Origin of the sequence: Pseudomonas sp. GD04058 (genome assembly GCF_029836855.1) — a bacterium.
In the GTDB taxonomy this organism is placed as follows: Bacteria; Pseudomonadota; Gammaproteobacteria; order Pseudomonadales; family Pseudomonadaceae; genus Aquipseudomonas; species Aquipseudomonas bharatica.
Map to the genome: position 1 here is coordinate 187,414 of NZ_JAOECN010000003.1, position 13,307 is coordinate 200,720.

Annotated in this window: 16 protein-coding genes; 10 read left to right on the forward strand and 6 right to left on the reverse strand. The window is 62.7% G+C overall.

Annotated features, from left to right (window positions below; all coding sequences use genetic code 11):
- Positions 1-11: 11 nt before the first annotated feature.
- The 6 genes from N7650_RS04320 to N7650_RS04345 all read right to left on the reverse strand — a co-directional run bounded on the left by N7650_RS04320 (position 12) and on the right by N7650_RS04345 (position 4,998).
- Complete coding sequence (locus N7650_RS04320; RefSeq protein ID WP_009398220.1) at positions 12-1,505, reverse strand: RNA polymerase factor sigma-54; 1,494 nt, start codon at positions 1,503-1,505, stop codon at positions 12-14.
- A 177-nt stretch (positions 1,506-1,682) separates the two neighbouring features.
- On the reverse strand, positions 1,683-2,408 hold the full coding sequence (gene lptB / locus N7650_RS04325) for an LPS export ABC transporter ATP-binding protein (RefSeq protein WP_009398222.1): 726 nt from the start codon (positions 2,406-2,408) through the stop codon (positions 1,683-1,685).
- Positions 2,408-2,935 (reverse strand): lipopolysaccharide transport periplasmic protein LptA, encoded by a 528-nt coding sequence (gene lptA, locus N7650_RS04330; RefSeq protein WP_037059928.1) that lies wholly within the window; start codon positions 2,933-2,935, stop codon positions 2,408-2,410. The genes lptB and lptA overlap by 1 nt, the downstream gene beginning before the upstream one ends.
- The gene (gene lptC, locus N7650_RS04335) at positions 2,922-3,494 is read right to left on the reverse strand and encodes an LPS export ABC transporter periplasmic protein LptC (protein ID WP_009398226.1); all 573 of its coding nucleotides are present in this window, start codon (positions 3,492-3,494) and stop codon (positions 2,922-2,924) included. The genes lptA and lptC overlap by 14 nt, the downstream gene beginning before the upstream one ends.
- 8 nt (positions 3,495-3,502) lie before the next feature.
- On the reverse strand, positions 3,503-4,024 hold the full coding sequence (locus tag N7650_RS04340) for an HAD family hydrolase (RefSeq protein WP_009398228.1): 522 nt from the start codon (positions 4,022-4,024) through the stop codon (positions 3,503-3,505).
- Positions 4,024-4,998 (reverse strand): KpsF/GutQ family sugar-phosphate isomerase, encoded by a 975-nt coding sequence (locus N7650_RS04345; RefSeq protein WP_064301632.1) that lies wholly within the window; start codon positions 4,996-4,998, stop codon positions 4,024-4,026. Before N7650_RS04345 ends, N7650_RS04340 begins: the two co-directional genes overlap by 1 nt.
- Before the next feature lie 290 nt (positions 4,999-5,288).
- On the opposite strand from N7650_RS04345, the gene N7650_RS04350 reads away from it, so the two are divergent.
- From N7650_RS04350 to hisC, 10 genes are all read left to right on the forward strand, one after another.
- A complete protein-coding gene (locus N7650_RS04350; protein WP_009398231.1) occupies positions 5,289-6,098 on the forward strand; it encodes an ATP-binding cassette domain-containing protein in 810 nt (269 codons plus the stop codon).
- Positions 6,099-6,896: a lipid asymmetry maintenance ABC transporter permease subunit MlaE gene (mlaE, locus tag N7650_RS04355; protein ID WP_009398233.1), complete on the forward strand. Its 798-nt coding sequence runs from the start codon at positions 6,099-6,101 to the stop codon at positions 6,894-6,896.
- Positions 6,896-7,363, forward strand: coding sequence for an outer membrane lipid asymmetry maintenance protein MlaD (gene mlaD / locus N7650_RS04360; RefSeq protein ID WP_009398235.1), 468 nt, complete (start codon positions 6,896-6,898; stop codon positions 7,361-7,363). The genes mlaE and mlaD overlap by 1 nt, the downstream gene beginning before the upstream one ends.
- A gap of 9 nt (positions 7,364-7,372) precedes the next feature.
- Positions 7,373-8,026 (forward strand): ABC transporter substrate-binding protein, encoded by a 654-nt coding sequence (locus N7650_RS04365; RefSeq protein ID WP_009398237.1) that lies wholly within the window; start codon positions 7,373-7,375, stop codon positions 8,024-8,026.
- The gene (locus N7650_RS04370) at positions 8,023-8,328 is read left to right on the forward strand and encodes an STAS domain-containing protein (protein ID WP_009398239.1); all 306 of its coding nucleotides are present in this window, start codon (positions 8,023-8,025) and stop codon (positions 8,326-8,328) included. The genes N7650_RS04365 and N7650_RS04370 overlap by 4 nt, the downstream gene beginning before the upstream one ends.
- Before the next feature lie 116 nt (positions 8,329-8,444).
- On the forward strand, positions 8,445-8,684 hold the full coding sequence (locus N7650_RS04375) for a BolA family protein (RefSeq protein WP_009398240.1): 240 nt from the start codon (positions 8,445-8,447) through the stop codon (positions 8,682-8,684).
- Between the two features lie 25 nt (positions 8,685-8,709).
- Complete coding sequence (murA, locus tag N7650_RS04380; protein WP_009398241.1) at positions 8,710-9,975, forward strand: UDP-N-acetylglucosamine 1-carboxyvinyltransferase; 1,266 nt, start codon at positions 8,710-8,712, stop codon at positions 9,973-9,975.
- A 105-nt stretch (positions 9,976-10,080) separates the two neighbouring features.
- Positions 10,081-10,716: an ATP phosphoribosyltransferase gene (gene hisG / locus N7650_RS04385; RefSeq protein ID WP_009398242.1), complete on the forward strand. Its 636-nt coding sequence runs from the start codon at positions 10,081-10,083 to the stop codon at positions 10,714-10,716.
- 125 nt (positions 10,717-10,841) lie between these two features.
- A complete protein-coding gene (hisD, locus tag N7650_RS04390) occupies positions 10,842-12,167 on the forward strand; it encodes a histidinol dehydrogenase (RefSeq protein ID WP_009398243.1) in 1,326 nt (441 codons plus the stop codon).
- Between the two features lie 2 nt (positions 12,168-12,169).
- Positions 12,170-13,216: a histidinol-phosphate transaminase gene (gene hisC, locus N7650_RS04395; RefSeq protein ID WP_279897202.1), complete on the forward strand. Its 1,047-nt coding sequence runs from the start codon at positions 12,170-12,172 to the stop codon at positions 13,214-13,216.
- Positions 13,217-13,307: the final 91 nt, after the last annotated feature.

Consider the following 13,307-nt stretch of genomic DNA (forward strand, 5'->3'; position numbering starts at 1 on the left):
CTCAGGGAATGTCACATCAATCGCTTGCGTTCACTCGATGGCGCAATGCCAAGGGATTCGCGGTACTTGGCGACGGTGCGACGTGCTACCTGGATGCCTTGTGCCTCCAGTAAACCAGCGATCTTGCTGTCACTCAATGGCTTTTTCTGATTTTCCGCAGCAACCAGTTTCTTGATGATCGCGCGGATGGCGGTGGAGGAGCATTCACCCCCTTCGGAGGTACTGACGTGGCTGGAGAAGAAGTACTTCAACTCGTAGATGCCGCGAGGGGTGTGCATGTATTTCTGCGTGGTGACGCGGGAAATGGTCGACTCGTGCATGCCCACCGCCTCGGCGATGTCATGCAGCACCAGCGGCTTCATGGCCTCGTCGCCATGGTCGAGGAAGCCGCGCTGATGCTCGACGATCTGGGTCGCTACCTTCATCAGGGTCTCGTTGCGGCTCTGCAGGCTCTTGATGAACCAGCGCGCCTCCTGCAACTGGTTGCGCATGAAGGTGTTGTCGGCACTGGTGTCCGCACGGCGGACGAAGCCGGCATATTGCGGGTTGACCCGCAGGCGCGGCACCGCTTCCTGGTTCAGTTCGACCAGCCAGCGTTCGTTGTCCTTGCGCACGATGACATCGGGCACCACGTATTCCGGCTCGCTGGACTCGATCTGCGAGCCGGGGCGCGGGTTCAGGCTCTGTACCAGCTCGATGACCTGGCGCAGCTCGTCTTCCTTGAGCTTCATGCGGCGCATGAGCTGGCTGTAGTCGCGGCTGCCGAGAAGGTCGATGTAGTCGCTGACCAGGCGCTGGGCTTCGTTCATCCACGGCGTGCTGGCGGGCAGCTGGCGCAGTTGCAGCAACAGGCACTCGCCCAGGTTGCGCGCACCGATGCCCGCAGGCTCGAACTGCTGGATGCGGTGCAGGACGGCTTCGACTTCGTCCAGCTCGATATCCAGCTCAGGGTCGAAGGAGTCGCAGATTTCCTCCAGGGTCTCGTCGAGGTAGCCCTGGTTGTTGATGCAGTCGATCAGGGTGACGGCGATCAAGCGGTCGGTGTCCGACATCGGTGCCAGGTTGAGCTGCCAGAGCAGGTGGCTTTGCAGGCTCTCGCCGGCCGAGGTGCGGGTAGTGAAGTCCCACTCGTCGTCATCATTGCTGGGCAGGCTGCTGGCGCTGGTCTGGTAAATGTCTTCCCAGGCGGTATCGACAGGCAGTTCGTTGGGGATCCGCTCGTTCCATTCGCCTTCTTCGAGGTTCTCCGCAGTGGCTGTGGATTGTTCGAAGCTGCTCTCCTGAGACTCCGCGACGGGCTTGCTCTCGGCGTTGTCGGCCATGGGGTCGCTGTTGTCGAAGTCGTCGCCGTCTTCCTGGCGTTCGAGCATCGGATTGGACTCCAGGGCTTCCTGGATTTCCTGCTGCAGGTCCAGCGTGGAGAGCTGGAGCAGACGGATGGCCTGTTGCAACTGCGGGGTCATCGTCAGTTGCTGGCCCATTCTTAGGACGAGCGATGGTTTCATGGCTGGGGCTTTACACCTTATTCGCCGGCGCGCATGCGCCATCTACGACACGGGCGCTGGGCGCCAATTTTAAGCAAGTTATATGCCTGAAATTGTAGCGTTTGCCTAGAGCGCTGTAACAATTAAGCCCGGAATAATGGCTTAATGCCAGCGCTCGGGTCATTCCGAATTGTCGACCTACAGACGGAACTCGTGGCCGAGGTACACCTCTTTCACCAATTGGTTGGCGAGGATGGTTTGCGCATCGCCTTCGGCGATCAACTGGCCGTCGTTGACGATGTACGCGGTTTCGCAGATGTCCAGGGTCTCGCGGACGTTGTGGTCGGTGATCAGCACACCGATACCCTTGGCCTTGAGGTGATGGATGATCTGCTTGATGTCGCCGACCGAGATCGGGTCCACGCCGGCGAAGGGTTCGTCGAGCAGGATGAACTTCGGTGCGGTGGCCAGGGCCCGGGCGATTTCCACCCGGCGGCGTTCACCGCCGGACAGGCTCATGCCGAGGTTGTCGCGAATATGGCTGATGTGGAATTCCTGCAGCAGGCTTTCCAGCTCCTTGCGCCGGCCGTCGCTATCGAGGTCCTTGCGGGTTTCCAGGATCGCCATGATGTTGTTGGCCACCGACAGCTTGCGGAAGATCGAGGCTTCCTGGGGCAGGTAGCCGATGCCGGCGCGGGCGCGGCCGTGCATGGGCTGGTGGCTGACGTCCAGGTCGTCGATCAGCACGCGGCCCTGGTCGGCCTGGACCAGGCCGACGATCATGTAGAAGCAGGTGGTCTTGCCGGCGCCGTTCGGGCCGAGCAGGCCGACGATCTGGCCGCTGTCGATGGACAGGCTGACATCGCGCACGACTTGCCGGCTCTTGTAGCTCTTGGCCAGGTGCTGGGCTTTGAGGGTTGCCATTACTCGGCCTTCTTCTTCGGCTGGATCACCATGTCGATGCGATTGCGCGGGGTCTTGATGTCCTTGCCGCCGCGACCGGCCGTGGCGACCTGAGTCTTGGAGTTGTAGACGATCTTCTCGCCCTCGGTGGTGTTGCCGGCGTTGATCACCTTGGCTTGGTCGGTAAGGACGATCAGGTCCTTGCCCGCCTGGTACTGGATCTGCTTGGCGTAACCCTGCATCTTGTCCGGCTTGGAGGCGTCCTGCTGCTGCTCGAAGTAGGCCAGGTTGCCCACCGAGGTCGCGGTGTCGATATCGCCGGCCTGGTTCAGGGTGACGGTTACCGTATGGCCTTTGATCATCATCGAGCCCTGGGTGATGATGACGTCGCCGGTGTAGGTCGCGACCTTGTTCTTGTCATCCATCTGGGCGCTGTCGGCCTGGATGCGCACGGGCTGTTCGCGATCATTCGGCAGGGCCAAGGCGCTCGCGCTTCCCAGTGCCGCGCTCAGGCTGAGCAAATAGGGGAGGGTTTTAACGAGCCTCATACTGTCCTCTTACGTTGGACAGCAGGTCCATCCTGCCGTCTTTCAAATACGCTTTCATTCCCTTGCCCGTAGTCACGCCACCGGCGCCGTCGATTCTAACGTCTTGCTCGGTTTGCGCATATTGCTTCTGCGGGAATACCGTCATGCGGCTGGAAGTGATGATGGTGGTGCGATCCTTCTCGTCGGTGCGGGCGACCCGTACCGAATCGATCAGCTCCACCTCGGTTCCGTCGGGGTTGACCTCGCCGCGCTCGCTCTGCACGTGCCAGGGGAAGGTGGTTCCGCGGTACATCTGCAGGTCGGGCTTGGTCAGCAGGGTGACTTCGCTGGCCTTGAGGTGCTCGACCTTGTCCGCGGTCATTTCGTATTGCAGCTTGCCGTCAGGCAGGAACTGCACACTGTGGGCATTGATCGCATAGTAGTCGATGGCGCTTTCATCGACCTGAGCCGCTGGCTGGTCAAGGAAGCGCTCGGGCACGATGTTCCAGTAGCCGATCGCCCCGAACACCAGGGCGATCACGCCGAACAGCGCAATGTTGCGAATCTTCTTGCTGAACATGGCGTGCTCTACAGGTAGTGGGCGTTTGCCGCTTCAAGGTTGCCCTGGGCTTGCAGGATCAGCTCGCAGAATTCGCGGGCTGCACCTTCACCGCCGCGGGCCTGGGTCACGCCGTGGGCGTGCTGGCGGACGAACGCTGCCGCGTTGGCCACCGCCATGCCGAGGCCGACCCGGCGAATCACCGGCAGGTCTGGCAGGTCGTCGCCCAGGTAGGCGACCTCTTCATAGCTTAGGCCGAGCTGGGCGAGAAGCTCGTCCAGTACCACCAGCTTGTCCTCGCGGCCCTGGTACAGGTGCGGGATGCCGAGGTTCTTCGCCCGGCGCTCGACCACGGGCGTCTTGCGACCGCTGATTATCGCGGTGGTCACGCCCGAGTTCATCAGCATCTTGATGCCTTGCCCGTCGAGGGTGTTAAAGGTCTTGAACTCGCTGCCGTCCTCGAGGAAGTACAGGCGGCCGTCGGTCAGCACGCCGTCCACATCGAAAACCGCCAGCTTGATGGCTTTGCCGCGTTGCAACAGGGTATTCATCACATCACTCCGGCGCGCAGCAAGTCGTGCATGTTCAACGCCCCGACCGGACGGTCGGTCTTGTCGACGACGACCAGCGCACTGATCTTGTGGTCTTCCATGATCTTCAGGGCCTCGGCGGCGAGCATTTCGGCGCGGGCAGTCTTGCCATGGACGGTCATGACCTCTTCGATCAGGGTCTTGTGCACATCGATATTGCGGTCGAGGCTGCGGCGCAGGTCGCCATCGGTGAAGATCCCGGCCAGGCTGCCGTCGGCCTCGACCACCACGGTCATGCCCAGGCCCTTGCGCGACATTTCCAGCAGGGCGTCCTTGAGCAGCGTGCCGCGGTTGACCTGCGGCAGCTCGTCGCCAGCATGCATCACGTTCTCGACCTTGAGCAGCAGGCGGCGACCCAAGGCGCCACCGGGGTGGGAGAAGGCGAAGTCTTCGGCGGTGAAGCCGCGTGCCTCGAGCAGGGCGATGGCCAGGGCGTCGCCCAGCACCAGCGCGGCGGTGGTCGAGGAGGTCGGTGCCAGGTTCAGCGGGCAGGCTTCCTGGGCGACCCTGGCATCGAGGTTGACCTCGGCGGCTTTGGCCAGGGGCGAGTCGGGGTTGCCGGTCAGGCTGACGAGCTTGATGCCGAGGCGCTTGATCAACGGCAGCAGGGTGACGATTTCGGCGGTGGAGCCGGAGTTGGACAGTGCCAGGATGATGTCGTCCCGGGTGATCATGCCCATGTCACCGTGGCTGGCCTCGGCAGGATGGACGAAGAACGCCGGGGTCCCGGTGCTGGCGAGCGTTGCGGCAATCTTGTTGCCGATATGCCCGGATTTGCCCATGCCCACCACGACAACGCGGCCCTTGCTGCCCAGGATCAGTTCGCACGCCTTGACGAAATCGGCGTCGATATGGGCGAGCAAGCCCTGCACCGCCTCGATCTCGAGGCGGATGGTGCGCTGCGCGGATTGGATCAGGTCGGTGGATTGGCTCATGTCGGAAATCGGGTTGCCTGATGAAAGGGGCGCGATTATAGCGGTAATGCGCGAAAGCCTCACCTGCGGATTGGTCGCAGGCTGTCCGTTTGAGCGATTTGTGCCATCGCGGTTCCCTTTGGCGATGGCACGAAAATGCCTGTACCGGGCCTGAACAGGCAGCGCGATGGCCTTGGGAAGGCCTTGCCAGCGGTGCTATAGTTCGCCACCAGTTCGGCCTGCTCGATTATTGCGTGTCTCCACGAAGGGGCCGTGCGTCTGAGCTCAAGGCTGCATCGCAAGGAGTCTAGATGAGCGTTGATAACGCCTACGCGGTCGAGTTGAAGGGCGTGACCTTCAAGCGCGGCTCGCGCAGCATCTTCAATAATGTCGACATACGCATTCCCAAGGGCAAGGTCACCGGCATCATGGGGCCTTCCGGCTGTGGCAAGACCACGCTGCTGCGCCTGATGGGCGCCCAGCTGCGACCGGCCAGCGGTGAAGTGTGGGTGGCCGGGCAGAACCTGCCGACCCTGTCGCGCAGCGATCTGTTCGACGCGCGCAAGCAGATGGGCGTGCTCTTCCAGAGCGGCGCGCTGTTTACCGACCTCGACGTGTTCGAGAACGTGGCGTTTCCGTTGCGCGTCCACACCCGGCTTTCCGAGGAGATGATTCGCGACATCGTTCTGATGAAGCTGCAGGCGGTCGGCCTGCGCGGCGCCATCGAACTGATGCCCGACGAGCTCTCCGGTGGCATGAAGCGCCGCGTGGCGCTGGCCCGGGCGATCGCCCTGGATCCGCAGATCCTCATGTACGACGAGCCTTTCGTCGGCCAGGACCCGATCGCCATGGGCGTCCTGGTACGCCTGATCCGCCTGCTCAACGATGCGCTTGGCATCACCAGCATCGTGGTTTCCCATGACTTGGCGGAAACCGCCAGCATCGCCGACTACATTTATGTGGTGGGCGACGGCCAGGTGCTTGGCCAGGGTACCCCGGCAGAGCTGATGGACTCGGACAACCCACGCATCCGCCAATTCATGAAGGGCGACCCGGACGGACCGGTGCCTTTCCATTTTCCTGCGCCTGACTACCGCGCCGATCTGTTGGGGAAGCGTTAGATGCGCAGAAAATCCTTGCTTGAACGTATCCGCCGTTTCGGCCGTTCGGCCATCGACGTGGTCGCGGTCATGGGGCGCTCCTGCCTGTTCCTGTTGCACGCGCTGGTCGGGCGCGGCGGTATCGGCGGCGGTTTCCAGCTGCTGGTGCGCCAGCTCTATTCGGTAGGCGTGCTGTCGCTGGCGATCATCGTCGTATCCGGCATGTTCATCGGCATGGTCCTGGCCCTGCAGGGGTTCAGCATCCTGACCAAGTACGGTTCGGAGCAGGCGGTGGGGCAGATGGTCGCCCTGACCCTGCTGCGCGAACTGGGGCCGGTAGTCACCGCGCTGTTGTTCGCCGGGCGTGCCGGTTCCGCGCTGACCGCCGAGATCGGCAACATGAAGTCCACCGAGCAGCTTTCCAGCCTGGAAATGATCGGTGTCGACCCGCTCAAGTACATCGTCGCCCCGCGCCTGTGGGCCGGCTTCATTTCCCTGCCGCTGCTGGCGATGATCTTCAGCGTGGTGGGCATCTGGGGCGGCTCGTGGGTCGCGGTGGACTGGCTGGGGGTCTATGAAGGCTCATTCTGGGCGAACATGCAGAACAGCGTGTCGTTTACCGATGACGTGCTCAACGGCGTGATCAAGAGCGTTGTGTTTGCCTTCGTCGTCACCTGGATTGCCGTTTTTCAAGGCTATGACTGCGAGCCCACCTCAGAGGGGATCAGTCGGGCCACCACCAGAACCGTGGTCTATGCCTCGCTGGCAGTCCTTGGCCTGGACTTTATTCTGACCGCCCTGATGTTTGGAGATTTCTGATGCAAAACCGCACCCTGGAAATCGGTGTCGGCCTGTTCCTTCTGGCCGGGATCCTGGCGCTGATCCTGCTGGCCCTGCGTGTCAGTGGCCTGTCCGCCAGCCCTGGCAGCGATACCTATAAACTTTATGCGAATTTCGACAATATCGCCGGTTTGACGGTCAGAGCAAAAGTGACCATGGCCGGTGTGACCATCGGCAAGGTCACGGCCATCGATCTGGACCGCGATACCTATACCGGTCGGGTGACCCTGCAACTGGACAAGAGCGTGGACAACCTCCCGGTCGACTCCACTGCATCGATCCTGACCGCCGGGTTGCTCGGCGAGAAGTACATCGGCATCAGCGTCGGCGGGGAAGATTCCGTGCTCAAGGATGGCGGCGTGATCCATGACACGCAGTCGGCGCTGGTCCTGGAAGATCTGATTGGCAAGTTCCTGCTCAATACCGTAGGCAAAGAAGCTAAATAAGGAGTTTCCATGATTTCCATCCTGCGACGCGGCCTGCTGGTGTTGCTGGCGGCCCTGCCCATGCTGGCACTGGCGGCACCGGGTCAATCGGCCCATGACGTGATTCAGGGCACCACCACCCAGTTGCTCAACGACCTCAAGGCCAACAAGGAGCAGTACAAGGCCAATCCTGGCCAGTTCTACGATGCGCTGAACAACATCCTCGGTCCGGTCGTGGATGCCGACGGCATCTCGAAGAGCATCATGACCGTGAAATACTCGCGTCAGGCCAGCCCGGCGCAGATGCAGCGCTTCCAGGAAAACTTCAAGCGCAGCCTGATGCAGTTCTATGGCAACGCCCTGCTGGAGTACAACAACCAGGGTATCGTGGTGGATCCGGCCAAGGCCGAGGATGGCGATCGCGCCAGCGTCGGCATGAAGGTCACCGGCACCAATGGTGCTGTCTATCCGGTGCAGTACACCTTGCAGAAGCTCAATGGCGAGTGGAAGGTGCGCAACGTGATCGTCAACGGCATCAACATCGGCAAGCTGTTCCGTGACCAGTTCGCCGACGCCATGCAGCGCAACGGCAACGACCTCGACAAGACCATCGACAACTGGGCCGGCGAAGTCGCCAAGGCCAAGGCGGTCACCGAGGATGCGGCGGAGAAGCAGGCGCAATGAGCCTTGGCAGCGTGCAGTTGGCCGAGCCGGGAGTGCTGAGCCTGGCCGGCATTCTCGACTATCGCTCCGGTCCGGACCTGCGCAAGCAGGGCGCCGCGCTGATTGCATCGAGCAAGGCCGAGGCGCTGGTGCTCGATTGCACCGCGGTGGAACAGTCCAGCAGCGTCGGCCTGTCCTTGCTGCTGGGCTTTATCCGTGACGCCCAAGCCGTCGGTAAACACTGCGCAATCCGCGGCATGCCCCACGGCATGCGGGAAATCGCGGAAGTCTATGGCCTGGACGACATCCTGGCATTGCAGTGATCGAGTAAGCGAAACGAAGCCCCTCTGTCAGAGTCCTCGTCAACGGGGTTCGCAGGCGAGGGGCTTTTTTGTATGATGGCCGACCCGCGCGCACAGGGCGCCGATTGAGGTTGAGCATGCAGGCCGTAGAAGTTAAGAACTTCCTTGAAGAAAAGTTGCCGGGAACCCGGGTCGAAGTTGAAGGCGAAGGCTGCAACTTCCAGTTGAACGTGATCAGCGACGAAATCGCGGCCCTGAGCCCGGTCAAGCGTCAGCAGCAGATCTACGCTCACCTTAATCCGTGGATCACCGATGGCCGCATCCACGCGGTCACCATGAAATTTTTCAGCAGCGCAGCCTGGGCTGAGCGCACCTGAGCCACCTGTGGCGGCGAGAGTTCAAATGGACAAACTGATTATTACTGGCGGCGCTCGTCTCGACGGCGAGATCCGTATCTCCGGCGCGAAGAACGCGGCCCTGCCGATTCTGTCGGCCACTTTGCTGTGCGATGGCCCGGTCACCGTTGGCAACCTGCCGCACCTGCACGACATCACCACCATGATCGAGCTGTTCGGGCGCATGGGCATCGAGCCGGTGATCGACGAGAAACTCTCGGTGGAGATCGATCCACGCACCATCAAGACCCTGGTCGCGCCGTACGAGCTGGTCAAGACCATGCGCGCCTCGATCCTGGTGCTGGGCCCGATGGTCGCCCGTTTCGGCGAGGCCGAAGTGGCCCTGCCTGGTGGTTGCGCCATCGGTTCGCGTCCGGTCGACCTGCACATCCGCGGCCTCGAGGCCATGGGCGCGAAGATCGAAGTGGAAGGCGGCTACATCAAGGCCAAGGCGCCTGAAGGTGGCCTGCGCGGTGCGCACTTCTTCTTCGATACCGTCAGCGTGACCGGTACCGAGAACATCATGATGGCTGCTGCCCTGGCCAAGGGTCGCAGCGTCCTGCAGAACGCCGCGCGCGAGCCGGAGGTGGTCGACCTGGCCAACTTCCTGATCGCCATGGGCGCGAAGATCCAGGGTGCCGGTACCGACACCATCACCATCGATGGCGTCGAGCGCCTGGGTTCGGCGACCTACCGTGTCATGCCCGACCGTATCGAGACCGGCACCTACCTGGTCGCCGCTGCCGTTACCGGCGGTCGCGTCAAGGTCAAGGACACCGATCCGACCATCCTCGAAGCCGTCCTCGAGAAGCTCAAGGAAGCCGGCGCGGAAATCACCACCGGCGAAGACTGGATCGAACTGGACATGCACGGCAAGCGGCCCAAGGCCGTCAACCTGCGTACCGCACCGTACCCGGCGTTCCCGACCGACATGCAGGCGCAGTTCATTTCCCTCAACGCGATTGCCGAAGGCACTGGCGCGGTGATCGAGACGATCTTCGAAAACCGCTTCATGCACGTCTACGAAATGCACCGCATGGGCGCGCAGATCCAGGTCGAGGGCAACACTGCCATCGTCACCGGGACCAAGGCCCTGAAAGGCGCCCCGGTCATGGCCACCGACCTGCGGGCCTCTGCCAGCCTGGTATTGTCGGCACTGGTTGCCGAGGGCGACACCCTGATCGACCGCATCTACCACATAGATCGCGGCTACGAATGCATCGAGGAAAAACTGCAGATGCTTGGCGCGAAGATCCGTCGCGTACCGGGCTAGCCTGCACCAGGCGCAGGGACGCGCCGACACTGCCGTACCGAACTGATCGCCGCCGGTTGCTCGTACAGGGCCGGCGGCTTCAAGCCGCATAAGGACCGACGTTTCATGTTGACCATCGCGCTGTCCAAGGGCCGCATTCTCGACGATACCCTGCCGCTGCTGGCGGAAGCGGGCATCGTGCCCACCGAGAATCCGGACAAGAGCCGCAAACTGATCATCCCCACGACCCAGGACGACGTGCGCCTGCTGATCGTGCGGGCCACCGACGTGCCGACCTATGTCGAGCATGGTGCCGCCGATCTGGGTGTGGCCGGCAAGGATGTGCTGATGGAATACGGCGGCCAGGGCATGTACGAGCCGCTGGACCTGAACATCGCCCGCTGCAAGCTGATGACCGCCGGTGCCATCGGCGCCCCGGAGCCCAAGGGCCGCCTGCGCGTCGCCACCAAGTTCGTCAATGTTGCCAAGCGCTACTACGCCGAGCAGGGCCGCCAGGTCGATATCATCAAGCTCTACGGCTCGATGGAGCTGGCGCCGCTGGTCAACCTCGCCGACAAGATCATCGACGTCGTCGATACCGGCAACACACTGCGGGCCAACGGTCTTGAGCCCCAGGAACTCATCGCCACCATCAGCTCCCGCCTGGTGGTCAACAAGGCATCGATGAAGATGCAGCACGCCCGTATCCAGAGCCTGATCGACACCCTGCGCCAGGCCGTGGAGTCGCGACACCGCGGCTGACCATGCGCGCGGCTTTTAGTCGCGCCCGTCTATCCGCGTCATAGCCAATTTTCTCGGGTGCCCGCGCGGATGGTCTGGTAGCTTCAGGGCGCCTGAGCATTCGCCAAATAACCGAGGCCTTAGCTATGACCACGTCCACCGCAATTCGCCGACTCAATGCCGCTGACCCGGATTTCGCCCGACATCTGGATCATCTGCTGAGCTGGGAAAGCGTGTCCGATGACGCGGTGAACCAGCGGGTCCTCGACATCATCCAGGCCGTGCGCGAGCGCGGCGACGCAGCGCTGGTGGAGTTCACCCAGCGTTTCGATGGCGTCGACGCCAAATCCATCGATGACCTGATCCTCGGCCGCGAGCGCCTGGAACTGGCCCTGACCCGCATCACCGCGGAGCAGCGCCAGGCCCTGGAAAAGGCTGCCGAGCGCGTGCGCCTGTACCACGAGCGGCAGAAGCAGGATTCCTGGAGCTACACCGAGGCCGACGGCACCGTTCTCGGCCAGAAAGTCACCCCGCTGGATCGTGCCGGCCTTTACGTGCCGGGCGGCAAGGCGTCGTATCCTTCCTCCGTGCTGATGAACGCCATTCCGGCCAAGGTCGCCGGTGTCAGTGAGGTGGTGATGGTGGTACCAACCCCGCGTGGTGAGGTCAACGAACTGGTCCTTGCCGCGGCCTGCATCGCCGGTGTCGATCGCGTCTTCACCATTGGCGGAGCCCAGGCCGTCGCGGCCCTGGCGTATGGCACCGAGAGCGTCCCGCAGGTGGACAAGGTGGTCGGTCCGGGCAACATCTATGTCGCCACTGCCAAGCGCCATGTGTTCGGCCAGGTCGGTATCGACATGATCGCCGGCCCGTCGGAAATCCTCGTGGTCTGTGATGGCCAGACCGACCCGGACTGGATCGCCATGGACCTGTTCTCCCAGGCCGAGCACGACGAGGACGCCCAGTCGATCCTGGTCAGCCCCGACGCCGATTTCCTCGAGCGTGTCGCCGCCAGCATCGACAAGCTGCTGCCGACCATGGACCGCGCCGGGATCATCCGCACCTCCATGGAAGGGCGTGGCGCACTGATCCAGGTTCGCGACATGGAGCAGGCCATCGAAGTGGCCAACCGCATCGCGCCGGAGCACCTGGAGCTGTCGGTCGCCGACCCACAGGCCTGGCTGCCGAAGATCCGTCATGCCGGTGCGATCTTCATGGGCCGCCACACCAGCGAAGCCCTGGGTGACTACTGCGCCGGCCCGAACCACGTGCTGCCGACCTCCGGCACCGCGCGGTTCTCCTCGCCGCTGGGGGTCTACGACTTCCAGAAGCGTTCGTCGATCATCTTCTGCTCCGAACAGGGGGCTTCCGAACTGGGCAAGACCGCATCGGTCCTGGCCCGCGGCGAGTCCCTCAGCGCCCACGCGCGCAGTGCCGAATACCGCATCCTTGCCGATAAAGAGGGCAACTGAACATGAGCAAATTCTGGAGCCCCTTCGTCAAGAACCTGGTGCCTTACGTACCGGGCGAACAGCCGAAGCTGACCAAACTGGTCAAGCTCAATACCAACGAAAACCCGTATGGCCCTTCGCCGAAAGCGCTGGAAGCCATGCGCGGCGAACTGGGCGAGAACCTGCGCCTGTACCCGGACCCGAACAGCGACCTGCTCAAGCAGGCCGTCGCTCGCTATTACGGCGTGCAGCCCAACCAGGTGTTCCTCGGCAACGGCTCGGACGAAGTGCTGGCGCACATCTTCCACGGCCTGTTCCAGCACGACGCACCGCTGCTGTTCCCGGACATCAGCTACAGCTTCTATCCGGTGTACTGCGGCCTGTATGGCATCAAGTCGGCACCGGTGGCGCTGGACGCGCAGTTCCAGATCCGCGTCGAAGACTACAGCCAGCCGAACGCCGGGATCATCTTCCCCAACCCGAACGCGCCGACCGGTTGCCTGCTGGCCCTGGACGCCATCGAGCAACTGCTCAAGCTCAACACCGAGTCCGTGGTGGTGGTGGATGAGGCCTATATCGATTTTGGCGGGCAGACTGCGATCAGCCTGGTGGACCGCTACCCGAACCTGCTGGTGACCCAGACCCTGTCCAAGTCGCGCTCGCTGGCGGGGCTCAGGGTTGGCCTGGCAGTCGGGCACCCGGACCTGATCGAGGCGCTGGAGCGGATCAAGAACAGCTTCAACTCCTATCCGCTCGATCGTATCGCCATCGTCGGCGCCACTGCGGCGTTCGAGGACCGCGGGTATTTCGAAGAGACGTGCAACAAGGTCATCGCCAGTCGCGAGAAGCTGGTGGCCGAGTTGACCGCGCGTGGCTTTGACGTGCTGCCGTCGGCGGCCAACTTCATCTTTGCCCGTCACCCGCAGAAAGATGCTGCAGGCATCGCTGCGGCGCTGCGCGAGCAGGGCGTGATCGTGCGGCACTTCAAGCTGCCGCGGATCGACCAGTTCCTGCGTATCAGCATCGGTACCGAAGAGCAGAACCAGGCGTTGCTCGACGCCCTGAACTGACCTTAGGGCCTCATCGCTGGCAAGCCAGCTCCACAGGGTGGGAGCTGGCTTGCCAGCGATGAGGCCCGAAAGCTCAACCTTTATCTCCCTC

Bases quoted from the DNA above. Each gene is read 5' to 3' on its own strand.
- N7650_RS04320 (WP_009398220.1), bottom strand. From the start codon at position 1,505: ATGAAACCATCGCTCGTCCTAAGAATGGGCCAGCAACTGACGATGACC.
- hisC (WP_279897202.1), top strand. From the start codon at position 12,170: ATGAGCAAATTCTGGAGCCCCTTCGTCAAGAACCTGGTGCCTTACGTA.
- murA (WP_009398241.1), top strand. From the start codon at position 8,710: ATGGACAAACTGATTATTACTGGCGGCGCTCGTCTCGACGGCGAGATC.
- hisD (WP_009398243.1), top strand. From the start codon at position 10,842: ATGACCACGTCCACCGCAATTCGCCGACTCAATGCCGCTGACCCGGAT.
- N7650_RS04340 (WP_009398228.1), bottom strand. From the start codon at position 4,024: ATGAATACCCTGTTGCAACGCGGCAAAGCCATCAAGCTGGCGGTTTTC.
- hisG (WP_009398242.1), top strand. From the start codon at position 10,081: ATGTTGACCATCGCGCTGTCCAAGGGCCGCATTCTCGACGATACCCTG.
- lptA (WP_037059928.1), bottom strand. From the start codon at position 2,935: ATGAGGCTCGTTAAAACCCTCCCCTATTTGCTCAGCCTGAGCGCGGCA.
- N7650_RS04345 (WP_064301632.1), bottom strand. From the start codon at position 4,998: ATGAGCCAATCCACCGACCTGATCCAATCCGCGCAGCGCACCATCCGC.
- N7650_RS04375 (WP_009398240.1), top strand. From the start codon at position 8,445: ATGCAGGCCGTAGAAGTTAAGAACTTCCTTGAAGAAAAGTTGCCGGGA.
- N7650_RS04350 (WP_009398231.1), top strand. From the start codon at position 5,289: ATGAGCGTTGATAACGCCTACGCGGTCGAGTTGAAGGGCGTGACCTTC.
- mlaD (WP_009398235.1), top strand. From the start codon at position 6,896: ATGCAAAACCGCACCCTGGAAATCGGTGTCGGCCTGTTCCTTCTGGCC.
- lptC (WP_009398226.1), bottom strand. From the start codon at position 3,494: ATGTTCAGCAAGAAGATTCGCAACATTGCGCTGTTCGGCGTGATCGCC.
- lptB (WP_009398222.1), bottom strand. From the start codon at position 2,408: ATGGCAACCCTCAAAGCCCAGCACCTGGCCAAGAGCTACAAGAGCCGG.
- N7650_RS04365 (WP_009398237.1), top strand. From the start codon at position 7,373: ATGATTTCCATCCTGCGACGCGGCCTGCTGGTGTTGCTGGCGGCCCTG.
- N7650_RS04370 (WP_009398239.1), top strand. From the start codon at position 8,023: ATGAGCCTTGGCAGCGTGCAGTTGGCCGAGCCGGGAGTGCTGAGCCTG.
- mlaE (WP_009398233.1), top strand. From the start codon at position 6,099: ATGCGCAGAAAATCCTTGCTTGAACGTATCCGCCGTTTCGGCCGTTCG.